Source organism: Eubacteriaceae bacterium Marseille-Q4139, from assembly GCA_018223415.1.
GTDB lineage: Bacteria > Bacillota > Clostridia > Lachnospirales > Lachnospiraceae > CABSIM01.
Window position 1 is genome coordinate 3,866,070 of record JAGTTQ010000001.1, and the last position, 21,460, is coordinate 3,887,529.

A 21,460-nucleotide genomic window follows, 5' to 3' on the forward strand; every position below is an offset into this window, starting at 1 on the left:
TTATTATATCTTGTTTGGGATATTTTGCAATAATTATGTTGGGATTTGTCGAATGTGAGGGGATTTTGGGTTTGCAATAAAAAAATCCCTGAAACACAGAGAGATAGCTGGCTTCAGGGATCTTTAATTATGATTTGGCAGAGTTGGGTTTAGGCTGGTCTTCGTATTTTAGGCGGTAAGAAAGCAGAGGATTGCTTGCCGCATCCAGATCACCTTCCATCTTCATATGCAGGATAATGTTGCCTATGTAAAATTCTTTGCTGCCGTCTTACTGTTCATTCGAAGCATCTCCGAAATATCCGGAAGCGTCCATACCGGCTTCAGCTTCACACCTTTATACTCTGACAAATGATTACCATCAAACTCCGAACCACTCACATGGTGTCCTTTGCGATTAAAACATGTAACCTGATGTCCAAGTTTGACCATCCGTGTGGACAGTTTCTCCACCACGATCTCAATTCCGCCTTCCCGGGATGGAATGCGCTTATGGCCTCCTGTTGTCAAGTAAGGAACAAAAAATTTTCGATATTTTTTTCAGATGAAGAGCGGCATCACCCTCAAAAATGGGCAAAAAAATAGGGCCTTTGATCGCTCAAAGGTCCTGTTGACACAGTCATCTCTTATTCTTCCGTGTAAATGACTGCCTGGGTCAAATCAAATTCAACCAGGTGATAGTCCTTATGGAGTTCCCCATAAACACGATATGTTTTATCTCTCTCCCATGAACAGCATTCGGACAGCATTTTGGACAAGGGAAAACTTGAAATCGGGAAGGCCCAAGTTTCCGGTTCATACCGGGGAACCACAAAACTCTCCGGCTTACGCCTGGCGCACGCTTGCACTGCCAGGTGCTTTTTTTCTGGGTTAAAGAGCAGCCGGATATATTTGGGCTCGTCTAAGGCCAGAATTGTCGAATGAAAAATATAAACCCTATTGCTTTGAAGTTGAAAAGATATTCCGGGCATACTGCTACTCATCTGCTCGCCTCCCGGAAGAGGGCGTACTATCCCCTTTATGATCGGAAAACACATTGAATTCCGCATATCCATCTTTTATATCAATTTGCAGTGTCCGGCTATGTTCCTCCACCGGTAGGCCAAAAGAATCACGCCAGTCAGCCGGATAATATGCCTTTCTTTCACGCATAGAGACCGGGGGATGATCACCATGAGAAGTCAGATCAATGCCTTCCATAATCATTTTTTGTGCATTTTCCGTTCCTTTAGAGGCCCCCGCCTGTACACCTGCTTTTTGTGTTTCTGTTTTTCGCACATCCAAAAAAATCTCGGTCTCCAAAAGGTCAAAAATGTAGAGCATTTCATCTTCATATACAATTTTGTGCCCCAGAATTTTATACCGGCAAGCAGTATTCCATCCCATCAGCTCATACATTTTTGCGGAGAATATCTTGCTGGTCACCTTACGGCTTTTTCGCTTATCCGTTTTTGCGATGCACCAGCGGAGTGCATCTTTATCATTCTCATCGCATTTACGAACAACCATCTTTTTGGTGTCTGGATTTACAAGTATTTGGATATATACGGCATCCTCCATCCCTGCAATACAAGCCGTATTGAATGTAATGCTATCCCGCCGGATCACGACGGATGGTTCCCTTAAATGAGCAAACAACTCCCTGCGAACGACCTGATAACCGTCATATGTAAAGTTTTCCTGCAATTCTAATGCTTTCTGATCAACGGCTGTTTCTTCTCCATTCTGCCGAAAGTCATTTGGTTCCATTATCCAGTACACCTCATTTTCTCAATCATATATTTTGCTTCATCCATCAAATCCTCAAGTACATGGTTATTTAGTATTTGAAGTCCATCAACTGTCCGTGCCGGGCGCAGAATATCCCAGGCCCCATAATATGGTATCCTTTGCAGCACAAGGAAGTTGTCTCTTTCTGCATCGTCCCCAAAAGAGTCCGCCCATGCGCAAGGATACATAATCCTTGTCACACGTTTATCCTTGTTCCCTGCACTTTTTTCGATTTCTGCGCTTTCATCTGGCAAATCGGTTCTATCTTCCAAACACTTTTGATCTTCAAAATCTGAAGAAGCAGCGGTGATTTCCTGTTTCGACACAGTTGCAATTACCTCTGGCTGTACCAGATCAAAAAATAGAATCTGTTCATCATCCTGTTTGTGATATTCGCCGCGGAAACGATAGCGGTATTGGTCATTCCAGCCCATAAAGTTGTAAAGCGGCGTTGCAAATCCAGCGCAGCTTTTGGGCAGAACGGTCCATCTTCCCTCTTTCACAGTCCCCCAGCGTATCGCATTGACAGATTCTGCTGAACAAGGCCGTATGGCAATGCACTTTTCGATGGAGTTAAAAAGCAGTTCGACATACGCTACGTTTTCAAACTTTTTCAAGCAAGCCGTATTGAAAGTAAGCCGATTTGCAGAAATCGTCATTGCGGGATCTTGCCTGGTAGAAAAGAACTGCGCCCTCGCAATCTGATACCCTGACAGATCGAAATGGGTTTTGTACCCGGAATGTTCCGTCTTTGCCGAAGGAACCTGTCCGAGATCGCTATAAGCACTTTCCGATGCCTTTTTATAATCCTCCCCTGTAAATCCAGTCCAGGTGCGGTTTACCGAGACATAACCCCGTAGTGCGCCACCATCCACCACTCTTAATTCAGGCAGCGGATACCCGCATTTCCTATATTTATGGACTGCCAGCAGTTTTTGCGCCGCCTCAAAGATTTCATGGCTGACAATTCCTTCGTGATGATTGCTTTGCTTATACTGATTTCGATCATGCCGGTTCTTCTTTACTTTATGATCCAGGTAATTGGGGGTATAAGTTTTGCGGCTCAGCACATCACCGCAATGGCGTTCATTTTTAAGGACCGCCGCTACGCTGCCGCTTGTCCACTTAGTCCTGCCCAACTTTGTCTTGCGCCCCAGTTCCTCAAGAATTTCCGCAATCTCCGCGCTGGGGAATCCATTAAGGAACAGGTAGTAACAAAGTTTTACCGTTTCGGCTTCTTCTTCGTTGATGACTAGATTTCCATCCTCGTCCTTATCATAGCCCAGCAATTCCGGCACAAGGAATATTCCTCGTGAAAACCGCTGCTCTATGGAGATGTTCATAATCTCACTCTTTGTATGGGATTCTTCCTGTGCAGCCGCTGCAAGAACCGCCATCATCATCTCGCTGGTTCCATCCAGGGAATAGATATGTTCAGTTTCAAAATAGACGCCGACTGGGGATGGTAAATTTGCCAGCTCACGCTGCTTGGCAATGCAGTCGACAATATTTCTCGCAAAACGAGAGACGCTTTTTGTCACGATCAAATCAATCTTCCCGGCACGGCAATCCTCCATCATCCGGTTAAAATCATCTCGATGCTGAAGGGATGTACCGGAGATTCCCTCATCTGCATAGATTCCAACCAGTTCCCAGCCGATATGCTCTTTAATCATATCCTCGTAATGGTTTCTCTGTAATTCATAGGAAGAAGTTTGTTTTGCATCATCCGTTGAAACACGGCAATACGCGGCGACCCTCTTTGTTGTTGTATCTTCAAAGAGCTTTTCTTTTTGTTTGGCGGGGATAAATTCAAGCTCATCACGATTGATGCCTTTATACCGCGCCCGGATTTTTCTCTTTTGTTCTTCTTTATTGGTGGAACGCCGCTCCTGCTCATTCATACCGTTATTCCTCCAAATCCAGATGCCAATACCATGCATTCCCTTTTCTGTACGACTGAATTCCCATCTCTTTTTTTGCCGCCTGGACTGTGCGATGCGAAATTCCCAGCATATCGAGCTTTTCAAAAATCACTGTACTCTGTATATCGTTGTTTATCAAAAGGGCTCTCAAATATTCTGCTGCCGTTTCCTTTTTCGCAACACTGCTTGTGTTTTGCTGTAACAGCTCATCAATATTGACTTCACATTCACCGATCCATCGAAAACCGCTGTTTTCTCCCAGTTCAAAACAGATTGGACGGCCTTCTGGGGCAAGACTGCTCTTGATAGGATACATATACCTCTTTGAGGGTTCTTCCTTGTCCCGTGAGATCATCAAAACACTGCGGGCTATGGCGGCAATATCAATGCTTCCAAGCCCACGGTATAGATTTTTTCCGCCGGTCATTTTGTTTAAATGCCCTACCATTACAACCGCGCAGTTGTATTTCTGTGCTGTACTCGATAGATTTCTCAACATATGCCGGATTTTGACAGCATTATTCCAATCCGCGTCCGGCCCCATAAACGCCTGTATCGGATCAATAATCATCAGCTTTGCACCAGTCTGTGCAATCGCGTCCTCAATTCTTTCGTCATCCAATGTCAGAGGTATTTCCTCTTCAACAATGTAAACAACCCGGCTGCAATCCGCCCCTGCTTCCATAAGCCTTGGTTTCACAGTATCTGACAGGCCGTCTTCCGAGCATTGATAGATTACAGTAACCGGTTCATCCGGTTTGCAGCATCCCGGGAGGGCTTCTCCCTTCGTCAATGCTGCTGCAACTCGGATGATAAAGGTCGATTTACCTTCTCCTGGGTCACCCTGGAGAAGTGTGAGCTTACCATATGAGATGTAAGGATACCACAGCCAGCGAACAGACGTAGCCTCAACATTGGAATAAGTGTTTACATTCGCCTTTCGCTTCCGATCATCTTTCAAAAACAGTCGCCCCATTTTCTACTGTATGTATATTTTTATATGTTTCTTCTACTATTACTTAATTATATAATATGCCGTTTCCGTTTACAATATCAAATATAGGCTAATTTCATGATTTTTAACAAAAATTGCAGATCAGAGGAGGTGAGGATTGTGGATATACAGATCGACTATGGCGCGATTGGGAAACGGATTCGTTCGGCACGCATGAAAATGAGTATGACCCAGGAGACCTTGTCAAACCTGATTGATGTGTCGCCAACGTATATCAGCACAATTGAAAACGGCCACACCAAACTCAGCCTTCCAACGCTTATCAGCATTGCCACTGCTCTTGAAACAACGGTTGACCATCTTCTCTATGACAACATCCCCGTCCTTGTTTCCCAGTATGATGCCGATATGAAGGAAATTATGGATGGGTGTTCTCCCGAAGAAAAAGAATTTTTGATGCGATTAATGAAATCCGCCAGAGAAGCTCTGCGTGACTGCAAGCCGCTTTACTGAGGCAACAACGCAGATTGGCGTTACAGATTGTCCCCTCTTTGCGCGCTTGCGTCCTTGCGCTCTTACCAGGAAAACAGAAAGACCATAAAGGCATCTTGGAAACTGCCCCTATGGTCTATTTTTTCTGCCTATGTTTTGTTATCTCTACAAAGGAACGTCTGGACGCATAAACACTATCTATGTAGCGCCAGTTTGATCATACATCCCAACGGATAAACAAGTGCTCTTAACAAAACCCACACTGCAATGAAACACCCAAACACCGCACCCAAGATCGCATTTAACACAAGGAGCGATGTTTTCCCGGCGACACTGCCGCCTATAGGAATAATAAAAATCATGTACGGGATACCATAAGGCAGGCCAAAGATCAATAACACTCGAAACCAGTTGATTTGGTCGTCCACTATATAGATGTTCTTTCCCAAATAAGCGATCAATAAAAACAGGGCCATCGGTAAAATGCTTTTTGTCAGTAACTGTTTCATAAGGCCGCCTTCCTTCTTTCTTCCTCATATTGATCCAATGCAGCCAGGATTACATCCTCACACTGGAACACAACTTCTATCTTATTGCGGTCATAGACATAAACCTTTTCGACAAAGGCGTCCACCATTTCCCTGGTTAGCCTGCCGCCACTCCATAGTGCTTTCCCCTGATCAGCCAATTCCTGTAAGCCAGCCGAATTACTCTCTTCTTCCTCTTGCAAGCCATCTGCCAAATCCAGGTTTTCTTGCAGTTCGGCAGCTTTTCTGGATAACTCCTGCTTCTTTTTCATATACACTTCCCTGCTGATCACGCCATCCGCATACGCTTCATATTGGCGCACCTGTTCCGCTTTTACCTGTTCCATCTCACGGGTTGCTTTATCTACATCAGGCATTTCAACCGTCATAGTGTGGACAACTTGACCCTTGAGGAAGTCAACCATCTTGAGCATCTGCCGGATGGCATATCCGACCCGTGCGTTTATCATGGCTTCAGAATAATTATCCCCACAGCACTTGGAATATTTGCCTGCCTGGCGCTTATGAGTGCAAAATAAAACCGCACCGCCAACTCTTTCTGCATATTCCAGACGTCTTTTGCAGTTTCCGCACACCACTTTTTCCTTCAATGGATATTCTTTTGGAACAATGTAGCCTTGTTCTCCCATTTTACGAATTGCCATCTGTGCCTGCTCAAATTCCTCATGGGTTACAATCGCTTCGTGCGCATTTTCCACAATCACTTGTTCCGATTTGGGTACACTCCTGTATGTCTTGCTGCCAAGCGCAAGCACTTTCTTTTTTCCCATTACCAAAGCACCTGTATACTCATAGCTTCTGAGAATACGCCAAACCTTGGCTGCTGTCCATAACTGTTCGGAATCCGGCGCAATAAATTTAGGGCTCCATGAGCAATCCTCTGTTTGGTGGCTCTCATAGACGCCAGCTGTTGGGATTTTTTCTTCATTCAGCCGCAGACTGATCTGTGCTGTATTCATGCCCTCCAATGCAAGGTCAAAAATTCGGCGGACATACTTGGAAGCCACAGGATCGATTACCCATTCTCCCTTTTTCTTCGTATTCCACTGATAGCCAAAGGGTACCCTGGTGGCAGTTGCATAGCCCTGTCTCCATCTCACCTCAAACGCCGAGCGGATTTTCTTGGAAACATCCCGGCTGTAAAGGCTGTTAATCAAGTTAGTGATTGCCATATCCAGCCCCATTGCACCATCGCCGTAAGCATTGCTGTCAAAATTGTTATTGACCGCAATAAACCGGACGCCCAGTACAGGGAAGATCTGTTCGATATAATCGCCTACACCGATATAATCCCGCCCAAGTCTGGATAAATCTTTCACCAGAATCACTTGAATATTGCCGTGTCTGGCATCCTCGATCATCTGCTTGAATCCGGGCCGCTCAAAATTTGTCCCCGTATAACCATCATCCATGTACTCCCGCAGTTCGCCGGAAAGTTCCGGGTGATCTGCGACATAGCTTTTGAGTAACAGACGTTGGTTTTCGATACTATTGCTCTCGTCCTTATTGTCCTTTCCCAAATCACCGTCGGCCATAGATAAACGCAGATAAAGGGCTATCCCTTCCTTATTTCTCATTTTGGACATCCTCCATCATCCGAAACAATTCTTCATAAACATCATTGCACCGGAACCGAACCGCAATGGAGCCATTGCTCGATACATCAATGCGCTCCACCAGTTCTCTGACCAAATCGAGATTGAACGCGTGATTATCTAAATGCTGTTCAAGGTTTTCTACCAGTTCTATATACTGATGTGCCCTTCTCTCTATGGTTTGCTGCATTTGTTCAGTTTCTTGCAACTGTTTCTTCAGTTTTTGAATTTCACGGATGTAATGTTCTTTTAGTCCCTGATACTCCGTTTTATCAAAAAGTCCCATGACCCAATCTTCATACAAGCCGCTTTTCCTTTCTTCTGCCTCAGCAATCTTTCCAGACAAATAGGCAGCTTTCCTTTTCAAAGAATGGAGAACATTTTTGCTCGTATCGTTTTGGGTCATCTCCTCGAGCATTTTCTTGCGGCTGCACATTGCTTTGATTAACACACTGATCTGATCCATAACCAGTGCCTGAAGAAGACGCTCCTGAATCTTTGTTCCATAACAGGCATATTTATGCCTGTCCGATTTGCACGTATAGACATTGAACAATGGTTTGGCGGCCGATCCTCGTCTCAGCAATATCATCGGGGCACCGCAGCCAGCACAATGAACCTGCCCGTGGAATAAATCTGGCAGTTTTGCCCTTTCCTCAGCGTTTTCTGCAATGGCGGCCCGCCATTTTTGTTTCGCTGCATCTGCTATTTCTTGAACTGCATCATAATCGCTGCGAAGGATAACCGCCTCATGCGTATTCGTAGTTACCGTCCAATCCTCCCTGCGGGTCCGTACCCGTTTATACGAACTTGCCAAAGGCTTTGTTTTTCCTGTCACTGTATCTCCTACATAAACTGGATTTTCCAATATCCTGGCTACTGCACCCGGTAGCCACGTCGTATTATCTTGAAGGTGAGCCGTATTATCTGAATGCATCCGCTGAAGTTGACGTGGTGAAGGTGCCTGCAACAGTTCTAACCGTCGTACAATTTCATGCTTATTTACGTCCAATAGCTTCCATACATAGATAGCACGGACGTAAGGTACAGTTTCCTGATCCGGCAAATAATTTTTTCTATCTTCTGTCAGCTTCAATCCATAAGGGGGAAAGCTGCCGCAGCGTTCTCCGCGTTTTCGCTTATTTGCGTTGACTGCCCTAAGTTTATTGGATATATCCTTGGCATACAGGCTATTTACCAGATTCTTTATTGGGGTCGCCAGGCTTTCCACGTCCCCCGGCCTGAAGCTGTCAAAATCATCTGTCACGGCGATAAAACGAACGTTTAGTCTGGGAAAGATTGTCTCCAGATAATGGCCGGTCTCCAGATAATCTCGTCCAAAACGGGAGAGGTCTTTTACCACGACACATTGGATTTTGCCCAGCTTTACATCCTGCATCAGGCGCTCAAATTCCGGCCGGTCAAAGTTCGTGCCGGTAAAGCCGTTATCTATGTACGTGTCAGCCAGTTTCAAATCCGGGTGATTCGCAATAAAATTATGGACAAGTTTGATCTGTGTTTGAAGTGTATCATCTGTACTGTTGCCGCTGTTCTCTACAGAAAGCCGTACATAGGCCGCTGTGGCAAGAAGTTGTCTTGCCGTCTTTTCTGTCGCCTGTACTTGCACGCTCTCTGGTAATACTTGATTTTTCCTGCTTTTTCTGGCCATATTTATCCATCCCTTCTGAGAGTTAACCATTCCTGGGGGAGCTTATATTTCCACTCCTGTTGCTTCAGCCCGACCTCTATCGTCTGAGCGTCCACCACAGCCACACGGTCAACCCATTGCATGATATGGCTGCGTTCCAGTTCGTCCGGCACCTCAATTTGACGATACAATGCCAGCCAAGGATTGATCCTGCTGAATGCGGTCTTCTGATCTTCTACCTGAGCCATAATCAAAGCAAATTGCTGCTCAATCCGCATTAGCTTCACCTGACAGGTATCCTCTTTCTGTTCCAATTCCTCCGCATTGATGCGCCCGTCTTCATACATCCGATGAAGGTTCATACGTTCTTCATAGACTGTATTCAGTTGCTCAACGAGTTTTAGCGCCGATTTTCGATAGTCCTGTAATTGCTGCTCCAAATAATCCTGCGACTGCTCTGTCTGCAAGATTTCATCAATCTGGTCTACCAAAGCGGCCTCATTTCGCAGGGCCTCTTTGACTGCACCCATAACAACACCGTAGGGGATGCTCTTTTTCTGTTCTTCTTTGCTCAGATACCGAATGTTCTTTTTCAGTGTGTAAACTCTATCGTTTGGATCTATCGGAGATTTCATACACATCAGGGCTTTTCCCGTTTTCTTATCATAGATGCGTTTGTTTAAAATGTTGACGCCTGCTATTTTCCATGTGATCGCCCTGGCAGGTTTTTTAGGGATAAGTTCCTGTGTCTTTAAAAATTCTTCCTCCGAAACAATCGGCGGCACTTCAATCACGGTATCCACGCCGCCAATCTTGCGAACTGCCTTTCCCATATAGATTGGTTTTTCAAGAAGTTTGTGAATACTGGAGCCACGCCAAATACTGTCTACAATAAAATTGGGTTCCCTGCCATAAACTTTGGTCATATGCTTCTGCGGAGAAATAACGCCTTCCGCATTCAATCGGTCCGCAATAGTTTGGTAATTCATGCCGGAGAGGAACCACTGAAAAATGTTGCGGATGATAGGCGCTACCGATTCATCAATAATCATGCTTCGACGGTCCTCTGAAAGAAGGTAACCATAGCTCAAATGTGACTTCACCATGATGCCCTCTTTTTCCAATGCGCGCCACCGAGTCCATGACGCATTGCCGAGAATCGCCATCCTCTTCTGCTTAAAATAATCTGTTATCGCTGAAACAGATTTTCCGAAACTAGAGAAATCATCTTGGACAACGACAAAATGGATTCCGATTGGATAAAATGTTTCCCGCAGAACGCTGACTGCATCGGTCAGGTTATGGCCGAAACGGAAAATTGAATCCATTACCACACAATCAAACTCCCGGGCAAGACCGGCTTCAAGCATCTGATTGAATGCGGTCATTTCTTCTGAAGAAAATTTCCGGTCACTGTATTTTGCTGCCAGCTTCCAGCCTTTTTCTTTTATATACTGTTGGATGTGTTCATTCTGCAACCCTATAATATTGGAGGGATTTTCATCCTTTAAGCGATAGCTGATTGCCCTTGTATAACTGACCACCCTCATACGCTCACCTTCCCATTCTGAAACTTATGTGCTTCGTAATACTCCAGGTTTTGAATCATCTGCTAAATTTCGTCCTCAAATTGGAAGTGAATTTCTATTCTGTCTTTTCCATATACATCAATATGGTCAATTAATAGAACGAGAACCTTTCTCTCCAGATGTTGAATGTTTCGATAACTTTTAAATTCCTCAAGCCACGGTTGAAGTTCCGTTTCTGTCTTTAGTAGATTCTCAAGCTTTACTTCCAGCTTGTTCTGCGCTTGTTGTGCAGACCGGATTTTTTCCGTAAAGCGTTCGTTGATCGCTTTAAATTCGCCCCTGTCAACAACGCCGTCCTGCATATCCTGATAGAGCCGCGTTTTCAGTTCCTGGTAACGCTCAACCTCTGCCGATAACGTAGCAATCTGGGCTTTTACTTCTTTTACGCCAAACCTTTCTTGAGGAAGCAATTGAATCTGCCCCAATACAGCTTCTGCTCGAACCAAGACCTCCACCTGTTTACGGATTGCCTCCAGCACGATGTCCGTCAAATGTTTCTCACTGATCAAGTGCGCTGTACATCCGTTTCCACTTTTATAAGTAGAGCAATGATAATAGTGGTACTTCTTTCCGTCTTTGGTTGTACACCGTTTCACCATATTCTGGCCGCAGTCACCACAACGCAGGAAGCCGGAAAACAGATAGATTTTTTCGGCATCCGGCGCTGTCCGTGTGTCCATTAGCATCACCCGCTGTACCTGGTCAAATTCTTCCGTCGGGATAATCGCTTCATGCGTGCCTGCCACGCGAATCCAGTCCGCTTCGTTCACCGCCCGGCTCTGTTTTACTTTATAACTAATCTTTTTCCGTTTGCCTTGAACCATGTTCCCCGTGTACAGTTCGTTGCGCAGAATCCGGTTAACCGCAACCACCGACCATTTCGGATTAGAGCCGGAGCGAAATCCGCTATTAAAGTTCATCCCCAGCATCCGCTTATATTCCAGGGGAGGCAGTGCCCCCATCTCTGTAAGCTTCTCTGCAATCCGCTGGGAACTTACTCCATCAAGTTTTAAACGAAAGACCATCTGCACGATTTGCGCCGCGTACTCATCCACCACAAGATGGTTTTTATCCTTCGGGTCTTTTAAATACCCGTATCCTGCAAAACTCCCTATAAATTTTCCGCTCTTGCGCTTCACATCCAACTGGCTGCGTATTTTGATGGAGATGTCCTTGCAATAGGCGTCGTTAATCAGATTCTTGAAGGGGATGATGATGTGATCTGCATCAGATTCTTCATCGGCGCTGTCATAATGGTCGTTGATCGCAATGAATCGGATACCCATAAATGGAAAGATTTTTTCTATGTACTTGCCCGTTTCGATGTAATTTCTTCCAAGTCTGGACAAGTCCTTGACGATAATGCAGTCAATTTTCTTTCGTTTCGCATCCTCGATCATCCGCATAAATGCAGGACGATCAAAATTGGTTCCGCTGTACCCATCATCAATGTATTCCTCCACTAGTTTCAGATCGTCATGCTTTTTTACGAAGTCACAGATCAGTTCCCGCTGATTATGAATGCTGTCGCTCTCTACTTTGTCTCCATCTTCTCTGGACAGTCGAACGTAGGACGCTGTGAGATACGCTTTTTCCTTTTTAAAATACATAAAGCCACTGACCTCCCAATCTAATTGCCTTGCGACAATAAACCAAGAAATCAATGGCTTCTTAAATGATATTCTATTTGACCCAAGGTTATTATCGCACATCCCTGCTCAAAAGTCAACACTTTAAAGTGCTAAATCGCCATCTAGCCGAGGTGGACACATTTTTTCAGGCAGTCCTCCATCCGCTGGCTGCCGCTAAAACTGATCTTGACCACCGTGCCATGATCCAGATAGCAATAAGGGTTTTTGACCTGCCGGATAAAGTCCAGCATTCTCTCCCTGTCGGGCAGACTTGTATCGATCTCTACGTCTGCAATGTCCACCAGTATACTTTTATCCACGGTGCGAATATCTACATTTCTCATTGCCTCTATTTTTTCTGACATAAGTTCCCGTTCAGCCAATTCCCTGGTTTTCAATTTTTTCTTTTCCATATCCCGCATGGTTTGTGCCCTCCTTTTCTGCACTGTTCGGCAAATTTGAGGAACTACAAAATAGTTTGTTCCCTCTCATAACCCAGACAATAAAAGGCTGTTTTGCAAGCTGTTTTACCTGATTATTTCTTACACTTGCCAAATTTCAACGTTATCTCCGAGAAATGAAGGAGCAACGAAGCATTTTTGCCAATTTCTAAAGGGGCGGTAGCACGAAAGCAAGATACGCCCTGTAATACGAAAACCCGCTTTCGCGGGTTTTGATTCCGGGCATACTTGATGGGGATTCCGGCTCCCCATTCCCTCGGTTCCTGCAAATCTGGTGATTTTGCGGTTGGCTCCCATTCTAAAATGGTCGCAGCGCGGCGGATGAACTCCAGCCACGGGGCACGGTTCCCGTGATTTCTGCCTGCGGCAAATTTCAAGTTAAGGAGGTACGGCGTTATGGCAAGGCCAAAAAAGGAGGAAGAATTAAACCATCAGCACATCATCACCCTTCGCCTGACTGACATCGAATTAGAGCTGGTGATGAAGAAAGCTGCCGCTGCGGGTCTATCCCGCTCCGAGTACATTCGCAAAAGTCTGTTGGGCGGAAAGATTATGGTCACACACAAGGTGACGGCTGAATTCCCGGAACTTCGAGAAGAAATGAAAAAAATCAGTTGGCTGCTCAGCAACCTGTCCAATAACATCAATCAAATTGCAAAACACTTTAATACCGGCGGTCTACGCTCCCAGGCAGTAACCGCAGAGCTGGAAAGGGCATTGGATGCCATTGTCCAGACGCAGGTGGACGTGACAAGAATGGTGGGTGAAATTCATGGCAATCTTAAAACACACTACAAGTAAAAATGCCAATTACAATGACGCGCTATTCTATCTTTTGTTTGAACACGATGATACAAGCATGAAGCCCGTTCTCGATGAAAACGGGAAAATGATCCGGCGGCGCGGCTACATTCTGGACGGAATCAACTGTGGTCCCTTCACCTACGCGGAAGAATGCCGGGAATTAAACGAGCTATATCACAAAAACCAAACGCCCGGAGAGATAAAGGCACATCACTATATCATCAGCTTTGACCCGCAGGATCAGATCGACCGTGGCCTGACACCAGAACGTGCGCAGGCTATTGGCATCGAATATGCAAAGAAAAATTTCCCCGGCCACCAGACGCTGGTCTGTACACACGCGGATGGAAGCCACGGAAGCGGGAATATCCATGTACATATCGTCATCAACAGTTTGCGCAAACTGGACGTAGAACCGAAAGAGTTTATGGAACGTCCCTGCGACAGCCGGGCTGGCTACAAGCACCACCAGACCAGAGATTATCTGACACATATGCAGAAATCCCTGATGGCAATCTGTGAACGGGAAAAACTGCACCAAGTCGATCTGCTGTCACCTGCCAAAGCAAAGGTTACGGAACGGGAATATTGGGCGCAGCAACGGGGCCAGAAAGAATTGGAACAGACCAACCAGGAAGTTATTGCCTTCGGTCTGACGCCTGCAAAGATAAAATTTCAAACAGAGAAGCAATACCTGCGAAACGCCATTGACGATGTGGCACATACCTCCACAACGCTGGCACAATTTTGTACCACCCTTTGGGAGAGATATAGAATCCGGGTAACAGATAAACGCGGACGGTTCAGTTACCTGCACCCGGAGCGGTCAAAAAATATCGCTGGGCGGTCATTGGGCGCAGCGTATGACCGGGATTATTTGATGAATCTCTTTACCCAAAACCTGCAAAAAGCTGGTCAGCCACATGAGGCTTCCTCCCCTGAAACATCCGACAACGCTGACATCCTCAAAGCATTCGGCGGAGTTATCCCGGAGTATGCCAAAATTCTTTTCATCAAGACAGATTTGCGGCTGGTCGTTGATCTTCAGAATAATGCGACGGCGCAGCAGAGCCGAGCCTATGCGCAGAAAGTGAAAGTCTCTAATCTTCAGCAGATGGCAAAGACCATCGCCTATGTTCAAGAGAACAGCTTCGATTCCAGAGAGGAACTGCAATCCGCCTATGATGATCTGATCGCAAAGCGAAAAGATGCCAGGAAGGCGCTTCGCCACACAGAAGATAGACTAAAATCCGTCAACCAGCTTATACACTATACGGGGCAATATCTCGCAAACAAGGATGTTCAGCGTGAAATGCTCAAAGCTCCAAACAAAAAAAGATTCCGGCAGGAACACCAAACCGAAATCGAACTGTATGAAACCGCTTTGAAATTTTTGAAATCGCAGTTCCCGGACGGCAAGATTCCTTCTATGAAATCACTGAAGCAGGAGAAGGAGAATCTGACAATTCAGAAAAAGGCACAGCAGGAGACTTACGACTACTTTAAGGATTATGCCAGTGAGATGAAAACGGTTTGCTCCAATGTGGAGGCAATTCTTGGCAAAACTCCTGCAAAGGAAACGATGCGCGCAGAGCAACATAACCTTGACTAAACTTTTTAAGCAAAAAGAAAGTGCCAGCACGCAACCAACAAAATCGTTAGCTGCGTGCTGGCATCGTAATCAAATATCGATGTTCCGATCAGCCGGCGGTGGGAAGAAGTACATACTTCTTCGCCACTTCCAAGGTTAAATGATACTTGGTCATAATTTTTTCAATGATGTCCTGATCGCCAAAACCGGCCTCTCTAAGAAGCTCAACCGCCCCTTCGATTCCTTTATCAAGACCTTCATTATAAATTCCCTGGCTTAAGTTACACAATTCAGACACCTCGCTTTCCAGTTCCATTGTCATGGCTATATGGATTTGTACTGTTTCAGTAATTATGCCTTAGGGCACAAATACATTACTCCTCAAACATTCCACCGGCTGCAATGCGCTTTAATGTTTGAATTGCCTGATCATACTTGACATTTTCTTCTAGAAGTTGAACTGTCAAAAAATAATAATCTTCTCGGTATACATGAGATTCTATAATCTGCTTAAGTATGTCCGGTACATTCACACCGGGCTGTGCGGACGGACAAATAGACGTTTTTGCCCGCACCGACCTAACTTCGCGCACCAGCTCGCGAAATTCATCATTTTGTGGAACCAGTGGATATAGTTTATATATATCGTAAATGTGTCTTGAGTGTTTTGTAACATTATTGTTGAGGTAGTAGTCGCAGATTGCGAACACTTTATCTATCAATGTTCTATCTAATCCTTGGACCTTCATGCTAAATGGATCAAGATTATATTGGCTTATTGCATCGGGTGCCTCCTCCATAAATAAATCACCAATATAGCTATGAACCGGAAGGAGTACAGTTGGAAAAGAGATTTCCGTAAATGAAGTTTCCAGCAGCACTTCGGTCTCGACAGTGTCAGACAACCGATCCAACACAGAACTATAAGCCAACTCATAACGGTTATAATCTCTACGACTGCGAATCGAATCAAGGTTAGGAATCTCCATTCCAAGCTCAGCCGCCATATCGACAATTCCGTACTTCAGTTTTCTTTTCTGCCCTTGAGACAAAGAGCTGTCTATCGTTATATCAATATCTTCTGAAAATCTCGAAATTACTCTATGACATTTTGAGATCGAAGTCCCGCCTTTAAAAACGATAAAGTCAAATCTTTCGGCCAACTTTTTCAAGATCATTGTCACATAGTAGTCCTTTTCAACGATCTCTGGAGCAAGCCCTGTTTTGAAGACAGCCAGATTTATCGCATCTAAAAATTGTTCCCGGTTACTATGCAGGTATTCCATTCAACAACCCCATTTCATACATATTTTTATAAATTTTATCCGGGTAGTATGGAAGATACTCGTCCAGAGCGGAAAACCGAATTCCGCACTTTTCCATATAGCCAACAATTCGATTTTGACGTTCTGCCTGATCTATTTCAGAATAAAATTCTATATCTTTGAAAAGGTCGAGTAACTGTAACAGACGGAAATTTTGCTCTGTCACCTTTACTCTAGGCTTGCGAACTGTAATCATTGAAGAGGCAAGTTTTACCCTTCTGACATCATTTGTTGCCTTATTACTTACAACCTCACAGCTCACAGGTACTTGCGTTGTAAGACCCAATTGATTCGCAAATAGAACACCACTTACATAACCGCAACGTTTCCCATCTTCCAAAAGATATTTCTTTTCAATAACTTTATTTCTGGAAAGCTGTGATCCAGATTTAAAGATTGTTTTCTTGGGAATAAAATAAATTCCTGTGTCATATCGCTTCAGATAGCCCTCGTCCGTGAGTTTCTTAACCTGTTGTCTAATAGAGTTCATCGGCGTATCACCGTATTTGATGTCAGCTACAAATATCGGCTCGTTTTCGCCATACATATCTTTCAGATAATCGTACAGCATCGTCGTTCCCTCCTCAAAAAACATTTTAGAAGATTCTATCTTCGCTTTTATTATACCGCAACCAGATACCTTTCGCAATACCTATTTTGTGACTAGACTGTAAATTGTATTCATATAAATAATAAGCTTCGTTTATACCCAGGAAGGAATTCTAGTAATCCTGTATAGCAAGTAACCTCCTATTTACGGTTTCTCTCTGCCTCCTGCTCAAGTCCCATCTGCGGTGCAAGTTTTCCAGAACGTACCGCAATGGCTGCCTGCTTCTCGTGGAGACGTTTCAACACCGAAGGCCGCTTGCCTTCTTTTTCTTTTTTCGGTGGCAAATTGTTGATCCGCCCATCAATGAAGGAGTAACTCTGCTCCTCGGTCATCTCCGCTGCACGGAGGTACTCTCCATTCTCAAATGCTTTCTGCCAAGTTTCAAGCGGCGGCTTCTTTGCTGGCTCCTGTTGAACCGCTTGCGGAGGGTGAAGATGTTCGTTGATCTGGCGAAGTATATCTTTATCAAATTTTTGCGCCGCATCGACAACGAGTTTGCCGTTTTCGTCCACCACTGCACAGGCGGCTGCATTCTTCATCTGCTCGTTCTGCATCAGGAAGAAGTGACGGCCATCAACAATCACATCGTCACAGGCCAGCCAGGTGCCTGGCTTACCATCTATTCGGTAGTTACTTGTGTCCATCGAAACGAGAGTGCCGGAGGAGTTAGGCCGTAGAAAACCGGCAAGTGCGATCAGTCTGCCCTTATCCACAAAATAGGCACATATTTCTCCAGTCCGGTTCAAAACAATCACATCACTGACACTGATGGTATGCCCTTTGAATGTTCGCGGCAGTTTGTCAGCAAACCTCCTGCAAATCGTTTCAGCAGTATCACCTGGGGCCAGTTGAGAAAGGTAGACCTGATGGTAATTGCTTACATCAACACGGTAGCCTTTTTGCAGTAGCTCATCATAGGAACGGAAACGCAGAGGCCGGTATGCTGCTTCTTCCCTGACCTGATATACCGCAAACTGGTTGATGGTCACTCGTCACCGTCCTCCTTGCGGTAAGGTTCCAGATCAAGCTGTGCAAATTGTGCATCCGGCATCCGCTTCATCTTTTCTATGGTGCCTGTCACAACCCTCACCAGTTCTGTGTCATCCTGAATGAATGGAAGGATTTCTTCGATCTGCTGCATTGTGGCCTGACGATTTTCTGCTTCAAACATCGCCATGACAATGTATTCGTCTTGTTCAAACGGAATCACTTTCATAACTCTTGCTCACCTCTCTTTTGCGTATGCGACTTTTGGTGACGATTGGCTTGCTTCTGGGATTTTTGTTTTGCCTGATGGGAATGCAATTTTTGAAGCACAGATTTCTTTTTTTCTTTTCCTTCCACTGCCTGGCGCTGTCTTTGCGCAGGATTTTCAAGGGCCGGCAGAAAATCTTTTAACTCCCGGAATCCCAGATTGTCCACATAGTACGCGCTCCGTACCCCCTCCCTGTTCATCACAATCACATCGCTGACCATGAGGGACGGGCCATCAAAATCCGGCTGGCGATCCTGGTGAAACCTGGCGTAGATACTTTCCAGCGTATCAGCCGGATAGAGATGATTTGTATAGACGAGATTGTAATTTTCCCGCTCAACTGAATTTCCCTGGTATTTCAGGGCATCCATTCCCTGACATAGCAGCTTTTCCGTAACAGGGCTGTCAATTCGGAGTTGATAAACACCATATCTGTCCTCATTCTCCAACAACAGCTTTGCTTCCCGCAGGCTTTGCAACTCCGGGTGTTCCTGCATTTCAGTTTGAAGCCGCCTAACATTCTCCAATGCTTCGGTGGAAATTTGAAAATAGTCAGAGCCATATTCGATTTCCAAACGGATGGTCGCCGCAACAGGGATCGGGTTGGTGGTAATCAGATAAATTGTCTCACCGGCATCAAAGAGCCGCAGTGCTTCATCCTTCTCTAAGACGCTCATTTGCGGGTGAAGATACGCCGTATCCTCCCTGTACTCGTCATCCAGGTGCTCCATCTCATAATCCCAGTCGGCTTTACGGATGCCGAAGATGCCGTTATGTTCCTCGATCATCTCCCGGCTTGAAAACGTGCCTGCGGTTCCGTCCGGCTGCAAACAGTATACCTTAAAGCCAAGCCTGTGCATCTCCAGCGCCTTATCCTGCGACAGTGGGTACATATCATCCTTCCGGTATCCATATTCGTGCATTTCAGAAAGGCCGATCTCCCGGTCAGGAAATTTGTCAATCTCGTCTCTGGCTTCCTGTAATGCCCTGGTAACTGCCACGGGATCAGTGTTATACACCGCCTGTTCCAATTTATGAATCAGATAGCTCGCCCGACTTGGATCATCATATTTTTGAGCATAGGTGACAATCAGGTTTTCCTCTTCTGGATTGAGCCAAAACCGTTTTTTCGCTTCCTCCACCATCTTTTGTGCCTGCTGGCCGGAAGTCATTACCACCGATTCCGCTGGATTAAATTGATGCAACTTCTCCTGTTTTTCTGGCATTTGTTGCCACCTCCATTTCTTTTGACCATCGTGTTTTCATCTCATGTGGGTATTGATCCGCATCTTTGGGTTTGCGGCTCCCGTTCCACTCAAGGCCGCCTGCCCGCCCCTCGCAGTGGAAGCCGGCGGCTTTCAGCGACGTGCCGGGTTCGCTTTCCAGGATATAAGTAATCACTCTGCGGTACCCCATCGCCTTTGCAGCGCGGCAGGATGCACCATACAGCATACTGCAAGCATTTTTCGTCCCATCCGTGCAGACTCGGTTGACTTCCAGCGTTAAACCATCATCCAAGCGCCGACTGACCGGCCGGCCGCAGATCACTACACCGACCAGCTTTTCTCCATCCGAAACACCAATTGAGAATTTGTGCCCCACAGAAGGTTTATGATGCCGATGATATACCTGGACAAAAGCATTTGCCTGACGCAGTGTGATCGGTACTAATTTCAACAAATCTATATCATCTCCCTATTACAATAAATTTGGACAGGAAAGCCGGGCAGCCAGTCCGGCTTTCCCTCCATCTCGTGCCTAAGCTACAATAAGAGGAGCAACTGGCTGACGTTCACTCCCTTGGGCTTCGTATGTCCGCTTTGAAGACGGTCAGCCATCCTCTTGTTGCAGCGTTCGATTTGAGCAGGTTGAGCCTACCGGATGCCGGGGAGTTCGTGTCACCCAATAGATTGAATCGGCAGCGAGAAAAGATGGATTCCGGTTGCACAGATTCGTTGTATTGGAGGAATGTGGATGAACTGCGTTGGCATCGATGTTTCCAAGGGCAAAAGCATGATCGCAGTCATGCGGCCTTTCGGAGAGGTGGTAGTCTCACCCTTTGAGGTACTTCACACCGACAGCGAACTGAGTGAGCTGGCAAGGCTGCTCAAAAGCCTGGACGGTGAGACCCGTGTGGTGATGGAAGCCACGGGTAATTACCACGCGCCTGTGGCCTGGCTACTCCACGACGCGGGGCTTTATGTCTCGGTAGTCAATGCAATGCTGGTGCACGACTACGGAAACAACAGTTTAAGGCGGGCCAAGACCGACAAGAAGGATGCTGTGAAGCTGGCCAACTACGGCCTTGACCACTGGCTCACACTGCCGAGATATGTCCCCGATGAGGATACCCGGCTCATGCTGAAGACCTGCTACCGGCAGTACCAGCAGTATTCCAAAGTACAAACCATGCTGAAGAATAACCTGATCTCCCTGCTGGACACAACTTTCCCGGACGCAAACCGCCTGTTTGCCAGTCCGCCCCGCGCTGATGGCAGCGAGAAGTGGGTGGACTTTGTAGATGCTTTTTGGCACTGCGAGTGTGTCTGCGGTCTGTCTGAGAAGACCTTTATCACCAGATACCAGAAGTGGTGCAGAAAGCACGGCTACAATTTCAACGAAAATAAGGCATTGGATATATACGCCTCTGCCTGTGGGCACTTCGGTGTCATGCCAAAAACGGATACAACAAAACTTTTGGTAGAACAGGCTATTTCCCAACTCCGGGCAACTTCTGCCGCGTTAGCTGCTCTCAAGCAAGAGATGCAGTCCCTGGCAGCTTCTCTGCCGGAGTATCCTGTGGTAATGGGGATGTTTGGCGTTGGTCCCTCTCTCGGCCCCCAGCTTATGGCTGAAATTGGCGATGTCCGCCGTTTTCATTCAAAAAAAGCACTGGTGGCCTTTGCGGGCATTGATGCCCCGCCCTACCAATCCGGCCAAATGGATGTCCGCAGCCGCAGCATTTCCAAGCGGGGGTCTGCCTCCCTGCGCAGGACGCTCTTTCTGGTGATGAGTGTCATCCTGCAACGTGCTCCAATGGATGAGCCGGTCTACCAGTTCATGAGCAAGAAACATTCTGAAGGCAAGCCTTACCGAGTCTACATGATGGCCTCCGCAAACAAGTTTCTGCGCATCTACTACGCTTCTGTAAAAGCCTATTTGGATTCCATGGAATACGACTGATTTTTCTGCACTATATCATCTGGCCGGCCGCCATTTCGATTTTGAGATGCTCAGCGGCTTAGATTTGTGCGCTCGTTTTTT

Annotated in this window: 21 protein-coding genes; 4 read left to right on the forward strand and 17 right to left on the reverse strand. The window is 46.0% G+C overall.

From position 1 onward, the window contains the following. Nucleotides 1-623 precede the first annotated feature (623 nt). From KE531_18440 to KE531_18455, 4 genes are read right to left on the reverse strand one after another with little or no spacing between them, the layout of a single operon-like run. Nucleotides 624-980 carry a hypothetical protein gene (locus tag KE531_18440; GenBank protein MBR9955575.1) on the reverse strand — a complete coding sequence of 119 codons (357 nt, stop codon included), beginning with the start codon at nucleotides 978-980 and terminating at the stop codon, nucleotides 624-626. Beyond that, nucleotides 973-1,746 (reverse strand): integrase, encoded by a 774-nt coding sequence (locus tag KE531_18445; GenBank protein ID MBR9955576.1) that lies wholly within the window; start codon nucleotides 1,744-1,746, stop codon nucleotides 973-975. Before KE531_18445 ends, KE531_18440 begins: the two co-directional genes overlap by 8 nt. Next, nucleotides 1,746-3,671 (reverse strand): recombinase family protein, encoded by a 1,926-nt coding sequence (locus KE531_18450; GenBank protein MBR9955577.1) that lies wholly within the window; start codon nucleotides 3,669-3,671, stop codon nucleotides 1,746-1,748. The genes KE531_18445 and KE531_18450 overlap by 1 nt, the downstream gene beginning before the upstream one ends. A 4-nt stretch (nucleotides 3,672-3,675) precedes the next feature. Continuing rightward, nucleotides 3,676-4,668, reverse strand: coding sequence for an AAA family ATPase (locus KE531_18455; protein ID MBR9955578.1), 993 nt, complete (start codon nucleotides 4,666-4,668; stop codon nucleotides 3,676-3,678). 138 nt (nucleotides 4,669-4,806) lie between these two features. Between KE531_18455 and KE531_18460 the strand changes: the two genes are divergently transcribed. Beyond that, the gene (locus KE531_18460; protein ID MBR9955579.1) at nucleotides 4,807-5,160 is read left to right on the forward strand and encodes a helix-turn-helix transcriptional regulator; all 354 of its coding nucleotides are present in this window, start codon (nucleotides 4,807-4,809) and stop codon (nucleotides 5,158-5,160) included. Nucleotides 5,161-5,333: 173 nt separating this feature from the next. On the opposite strand, the gene KE531_18465 is transcribed toward KE531_18460, so the two are convergent. From KE531_18465 to KE531_18490, 6 genes are all read right to left on the reverse strand, one after another. Continuing rightward, nucleotides 5,334-5,648, reverse strand: coding sequence for a hypothetical protein (locus tag KE531_18465; GenBank protein MBR9955580.1), 315 nt, complete (start codon nucleotides 5,646-5,648; stop codon nucleotides 5,334-5,336). Then, nucleotides 5,645-7,264 carry a recombinase family protein gene (locus KE531_18470; GenBank protein MBR9955581.1) on the reverse strand — a complete coding sequence of 540 codons (1,620 nt, stop codon included), beginning with the start codon at nucleotides 7,262-7,264 and terminating at the stop codon, nucleotides 5,645-5,647. The genes KE531_18465 and KE531_18470 overlap by 4 nt, the downstream gene beginning before the upstream one ends. Continuing rightward, nucleotides 7,254-8,951, reverse strand: a complete 1,698-nt coding sequence (locus KE531_18475) for a recombinase family protein (protein ID MBR9955582.1) — start codon at nucleotides 8,949-8,951, stop codon at nucleotides 7,254-7,256. Before KE531_18475 ends, KE531_18470 begins: the two co-directional genes overlap by 11 nt. Before the next feature lie 2 nt (nucleotides 8,952-8,953). After that, nucleotides 8,954-10,480 (reverse strand): recombinase family protein, encoded by a 1,527-nt coding sequence (locus KE531_18480; protein MBR9955583.1) that lies wholly within the window; start codon nucleotides 10,478-10,480, stop codon nucleotides 8,954-8,956. Between the two features lie 62 nt (nucleotides 10,481-10,542). Continuing rightward, the gene (locus KE531_18485) at nucleotides 10,543-12,129 is read right to left on the reverse strand and encodes a recombinase family protein (GenBank protein ID MBR9955584.1); all 1,587 of its coding nucleotides are present in this window, start codon (nucleotides 12,127-12,129) and stop codon (nucleotides 10,543-10,545) included. Between the two features lie 143 nt (nucleotides 12,130-12,272). After that, on the reverse strand, nucleotides 12,273-12,515 hold the full coding sequence (locus tag KE531_18490) for a hypothetical protein (GenBank protein MBR9955585.1): 243 nt from the start codon (nucleotides 12,513-12,515) through the stop codon (nucleotides 12,273-12,275). Between the two features lie 492 nt (nucleotides 12,516-13,007). Here KE531_18490 and mobC point away from each other — a divergent pair, with 492 nt between their 5' ends. Next, nucleotides 13,008-13,412, forward strand: coding sequence for a plasmid mobilization relaxosome protein MobC (gene mobC / locus KE531_18495; GenBank protein ID MBR9955586.1), 405 nt, complete (start codon nucleotides 13,008-13,010; stop codon nucleotides 13,410-13,412). Then, complete coding sequence (locus KE531_18500; protein ID MBR9955587.1) at nucleotides 13,384-15,027, forward strand: rlx protein; 1,644 nt, start codon at nucleotides 13,384-13,386, stop codon at nucleotides 15,025-15,027. The genes mobC and KE531_18500 overlap by 29 nt, the downstream gene beginning before the upstream one ends. 88 nt (nucleotides 15,028-15,115) lie before the next feature. Here the strand turns inward: KE531_18500 and KE531_18505 are convergent, their stop codons facing one another. The 7 genes from KE531_18505 to KE531_18535 all read right to left on the reverse strand — a co-directional run bounded on the left by KE531_18505 (nucleotide 15,116) and on the right by KE531_18535 (nucleotide 19,876). Beyond that, nucleotides 15,116-15,328: a hypothetical protein gene (locus KE531_18505; protein MBR9955588.1), complete on the reverse strand. Its 213-nt coding sequence runs from the start codon at nucleotides 15,326-15,328 to the stop codon at nucleotides 15,116-15,118. 52 nt (nucleotides 15,329-15,380) lie between these two features. Next, nucleotides 15,381-16,292 carry a nucleotidyl transferase AbiEii/AbiGii toxin family protein gene (locus KE531_18510; protein ID MBR9955589.1) on the reverse strand — a complete coding sequence of 304 codons (912 nt, stop codon included), beginning with the start codon at nucleotides 16,290-16,292 and terminating at the stop codon, nucleotides 15,381-15,383. Further along, entirely contained in the window at nucleotides 16,276-16,926 is a 651-nt protein-coding gene (locus KE531_18515) for a hypothetical protein (protein MBR9955590.1), read from the reverse strand. Before KE531_18515 ends, KE531_18510 begins: the two co-directional genes overlap by 17 nt. A 155-nt stretch (nucleotides 16,927-17,081) precedes the next feature. Then, complete coding sequence (locus KE531_18520) at nucleotides 17,082-17,930, reverse strand: DUF4316 domain-containing protein (GenBank protein MBR9955591.1); 849 nt, start codon at nucleotides 17,928-17,930, stop codon at nucleotides 17,082-17,084. Next, nucleotides 17,927-18,157 carry a transposon-transfer assisting family protein gene (locus KE531_18525; GenBank protein ID MBR9955592.1) on the reverse strand — a complete coding sequence of 77 codons (231 nt, stop codon included), beginning with the start codon at nucleotides 18,155-18,157 and terminating at the stop codon, nucleotides 17,927-17,929. The genes KE531_18520 and KE531_18525 overlap by 4 nt, the downstream gene beginning before the upstream one ends. Continuing rightward, nucleotides 18,154-19,422: a hypothetical protein gene (locus KE531_18530; GenBank protein ID MBR9955593.1), complete on the reverse strand. Its 1,269-nt coding sequence runs from the start codon at nucleotides 19,420-19,422 to the stop codon at nucleotides 18,154-18,156. The genes KE531_18525 and KE531_18530 overlap by 4 nt, the downstream gene beginning before the upstream one ends. After that, nucleotides 19,388-19,876, reverse strand: a complete 489-nt coding sequence (locus KE531_18535; protein MBR9955594.1) for a hypothetical protein — start codon at nucleotides 19,874-19,876, stop codon at nucleotides 19,388-19,390. The genes KE531_18530 and KE531_18535 overlap by 35 nt, the downstream gene beginning before the upstream one ends. 294 nt (nucleotides 19,877-20,170) lie before the next feature. Between KE531_18535 and KE531_18540 the strand changes: the two genes are divergently transcribed. Beyond that, nucleotides 20,171-21,379: an IS110 family transposase gene (locus tag KE531_18540; GenBank protein MBR9955595.1), complete on the forward strand. Its 1,209-nt coding sequence runs from the start codon at nucleotides 20,171-20,173 to the stop codon at nucleotides 21,377-21,379. The last annotated feature ends 81 nt before the right edge of the window (nucleotides 21,380-21,460 follow it).

Excerpts from the sequence above, each read along its gene's own strand:
- KE531_18440 (MBR9955575.1), bottom strand. The coding sequence starts at position 980 with ATGAGTAGCAGTATGCCCGGAATATCTTTTCAACTTCAAAGCAATAGG.
- KE531_18445 (MBR9955576.1), bottom strand. The coding sequence starts at position 1,746 with ATGGAACCAAATGACTTTCGGCAGAATGGAGAAGAAACAGCCGTTGAT.
- KE531_18450 (MBR9955577.1), bottom strand. The coding sequence starts at position 3,671 with ATGAATGAGCAGGAGCGGCGTTCCACCAATAAAGAAGAACAAAAGAGA.
- KE531_18455 (MBR9955578.1), bottom strand. The coding sequence starts at position 4,668 with ATGGGGCGACTGTTTTTGAAAGATGATCGGAAGCGAAAGGCGAATGTA.
- KE531_18465 (MBR9955580.1), bottom strand. The coding sequence starts at position 5,648 with ATGAAACAGTTACTGACAAAAAGCATTTTACCGATGGCCCTGTTTTTA.
- KE531_18470 (MBR9955581.1), bottom strand. The coding sequence starts at position 7,264 with ATGAGAAATAAGGAAGGGATAGCCCTTTATCTGCGTTTATCTATGGCC.
- KE531_18475 (MBR9955582.1), bottom strand. The coding sequence starts at position 8,951 with ATGGCCAGAAAAAGCAGGAAAAATCAAGTATTACCAGAGAGCGTGCAA.
- KE531_18480 (MBR9955583.1), bottom strand. The coding sequence starts at position 10,480 with ATGAGGGTGGTCAGTTATACAAGGGCAATCAGCTATCGCTTAAAGGAT.
- KE531_18485 (MBR9955584.1), bottom strand. The coding sequence starts at position 12,129 with ATGTATTTTAAAAAGGAAAAAGCGTATCTCACAGCGTCCTACGTTCGA.
- KE531_18490 (MBR9955585.1), bottom strand. The coding sequence starts at position 12,515 with ATGTCAGAAAAAATAGAGGCAATGAGAAATGTAGATATTCGCACCGTG.
- mobC (MBR9955586.1), top strand. The coding sequence starts at position 13,008 with ATGGCAAGGCCAAAAAAGGAGGAAGAATTAAACCATCAGCACATCATC.
- KE531_18500 (MBR9955587.1), top strand. The coding sequence starts at position 13,384 with ATGGCAATCTTAAAACACACTACAAGTAAAAATGCCAATTACAATGAC.
- KE531_18505 (MBR9955588.1), bottom strand. The coding sequence starts at position 15,328 with ATGACAATGGAACTGGAAAGCGAGGTGTCTGAATTGTGTAACTTAAGC.
- KE531_18510 (MBR9955589.1), bottom strand. The coding sequence starts at position 16,292 with ATGGAATACCTGCATAGTAACCGGGAACAATTTTTAGATGCGATAAAT.
- KE531_18515 (MBR9955590.1), bottom strand. The coding sequence starts at position 16,926 with ATGTTTTTTGAGGAGGGAACGACGATGCTGTACGATTATCTGAAAGAT.
- KE531_18525 (MBR9955592.1), bottom strand. The coding sequence starts at position 18,157 with ATGAAAGTGATTCCGTTTGAACAAGACGAATACATTGTCATGGCGATG.
- KE531_18530 (MBR9955593.1), bottom strand. The coding sequence starts at position 19,422 with ATGCCAGAAAAACAGGAGAAGTTGCATCAATTTAATCCAGCGGAATCG.
- KE531_18540 (MBR9955595.1), top strand. The coding sequence starts at position 20,171 with ATGAACTGCGTTGGCATCGATGTTTCCAAGGGCAAAAGCATGATCGCA.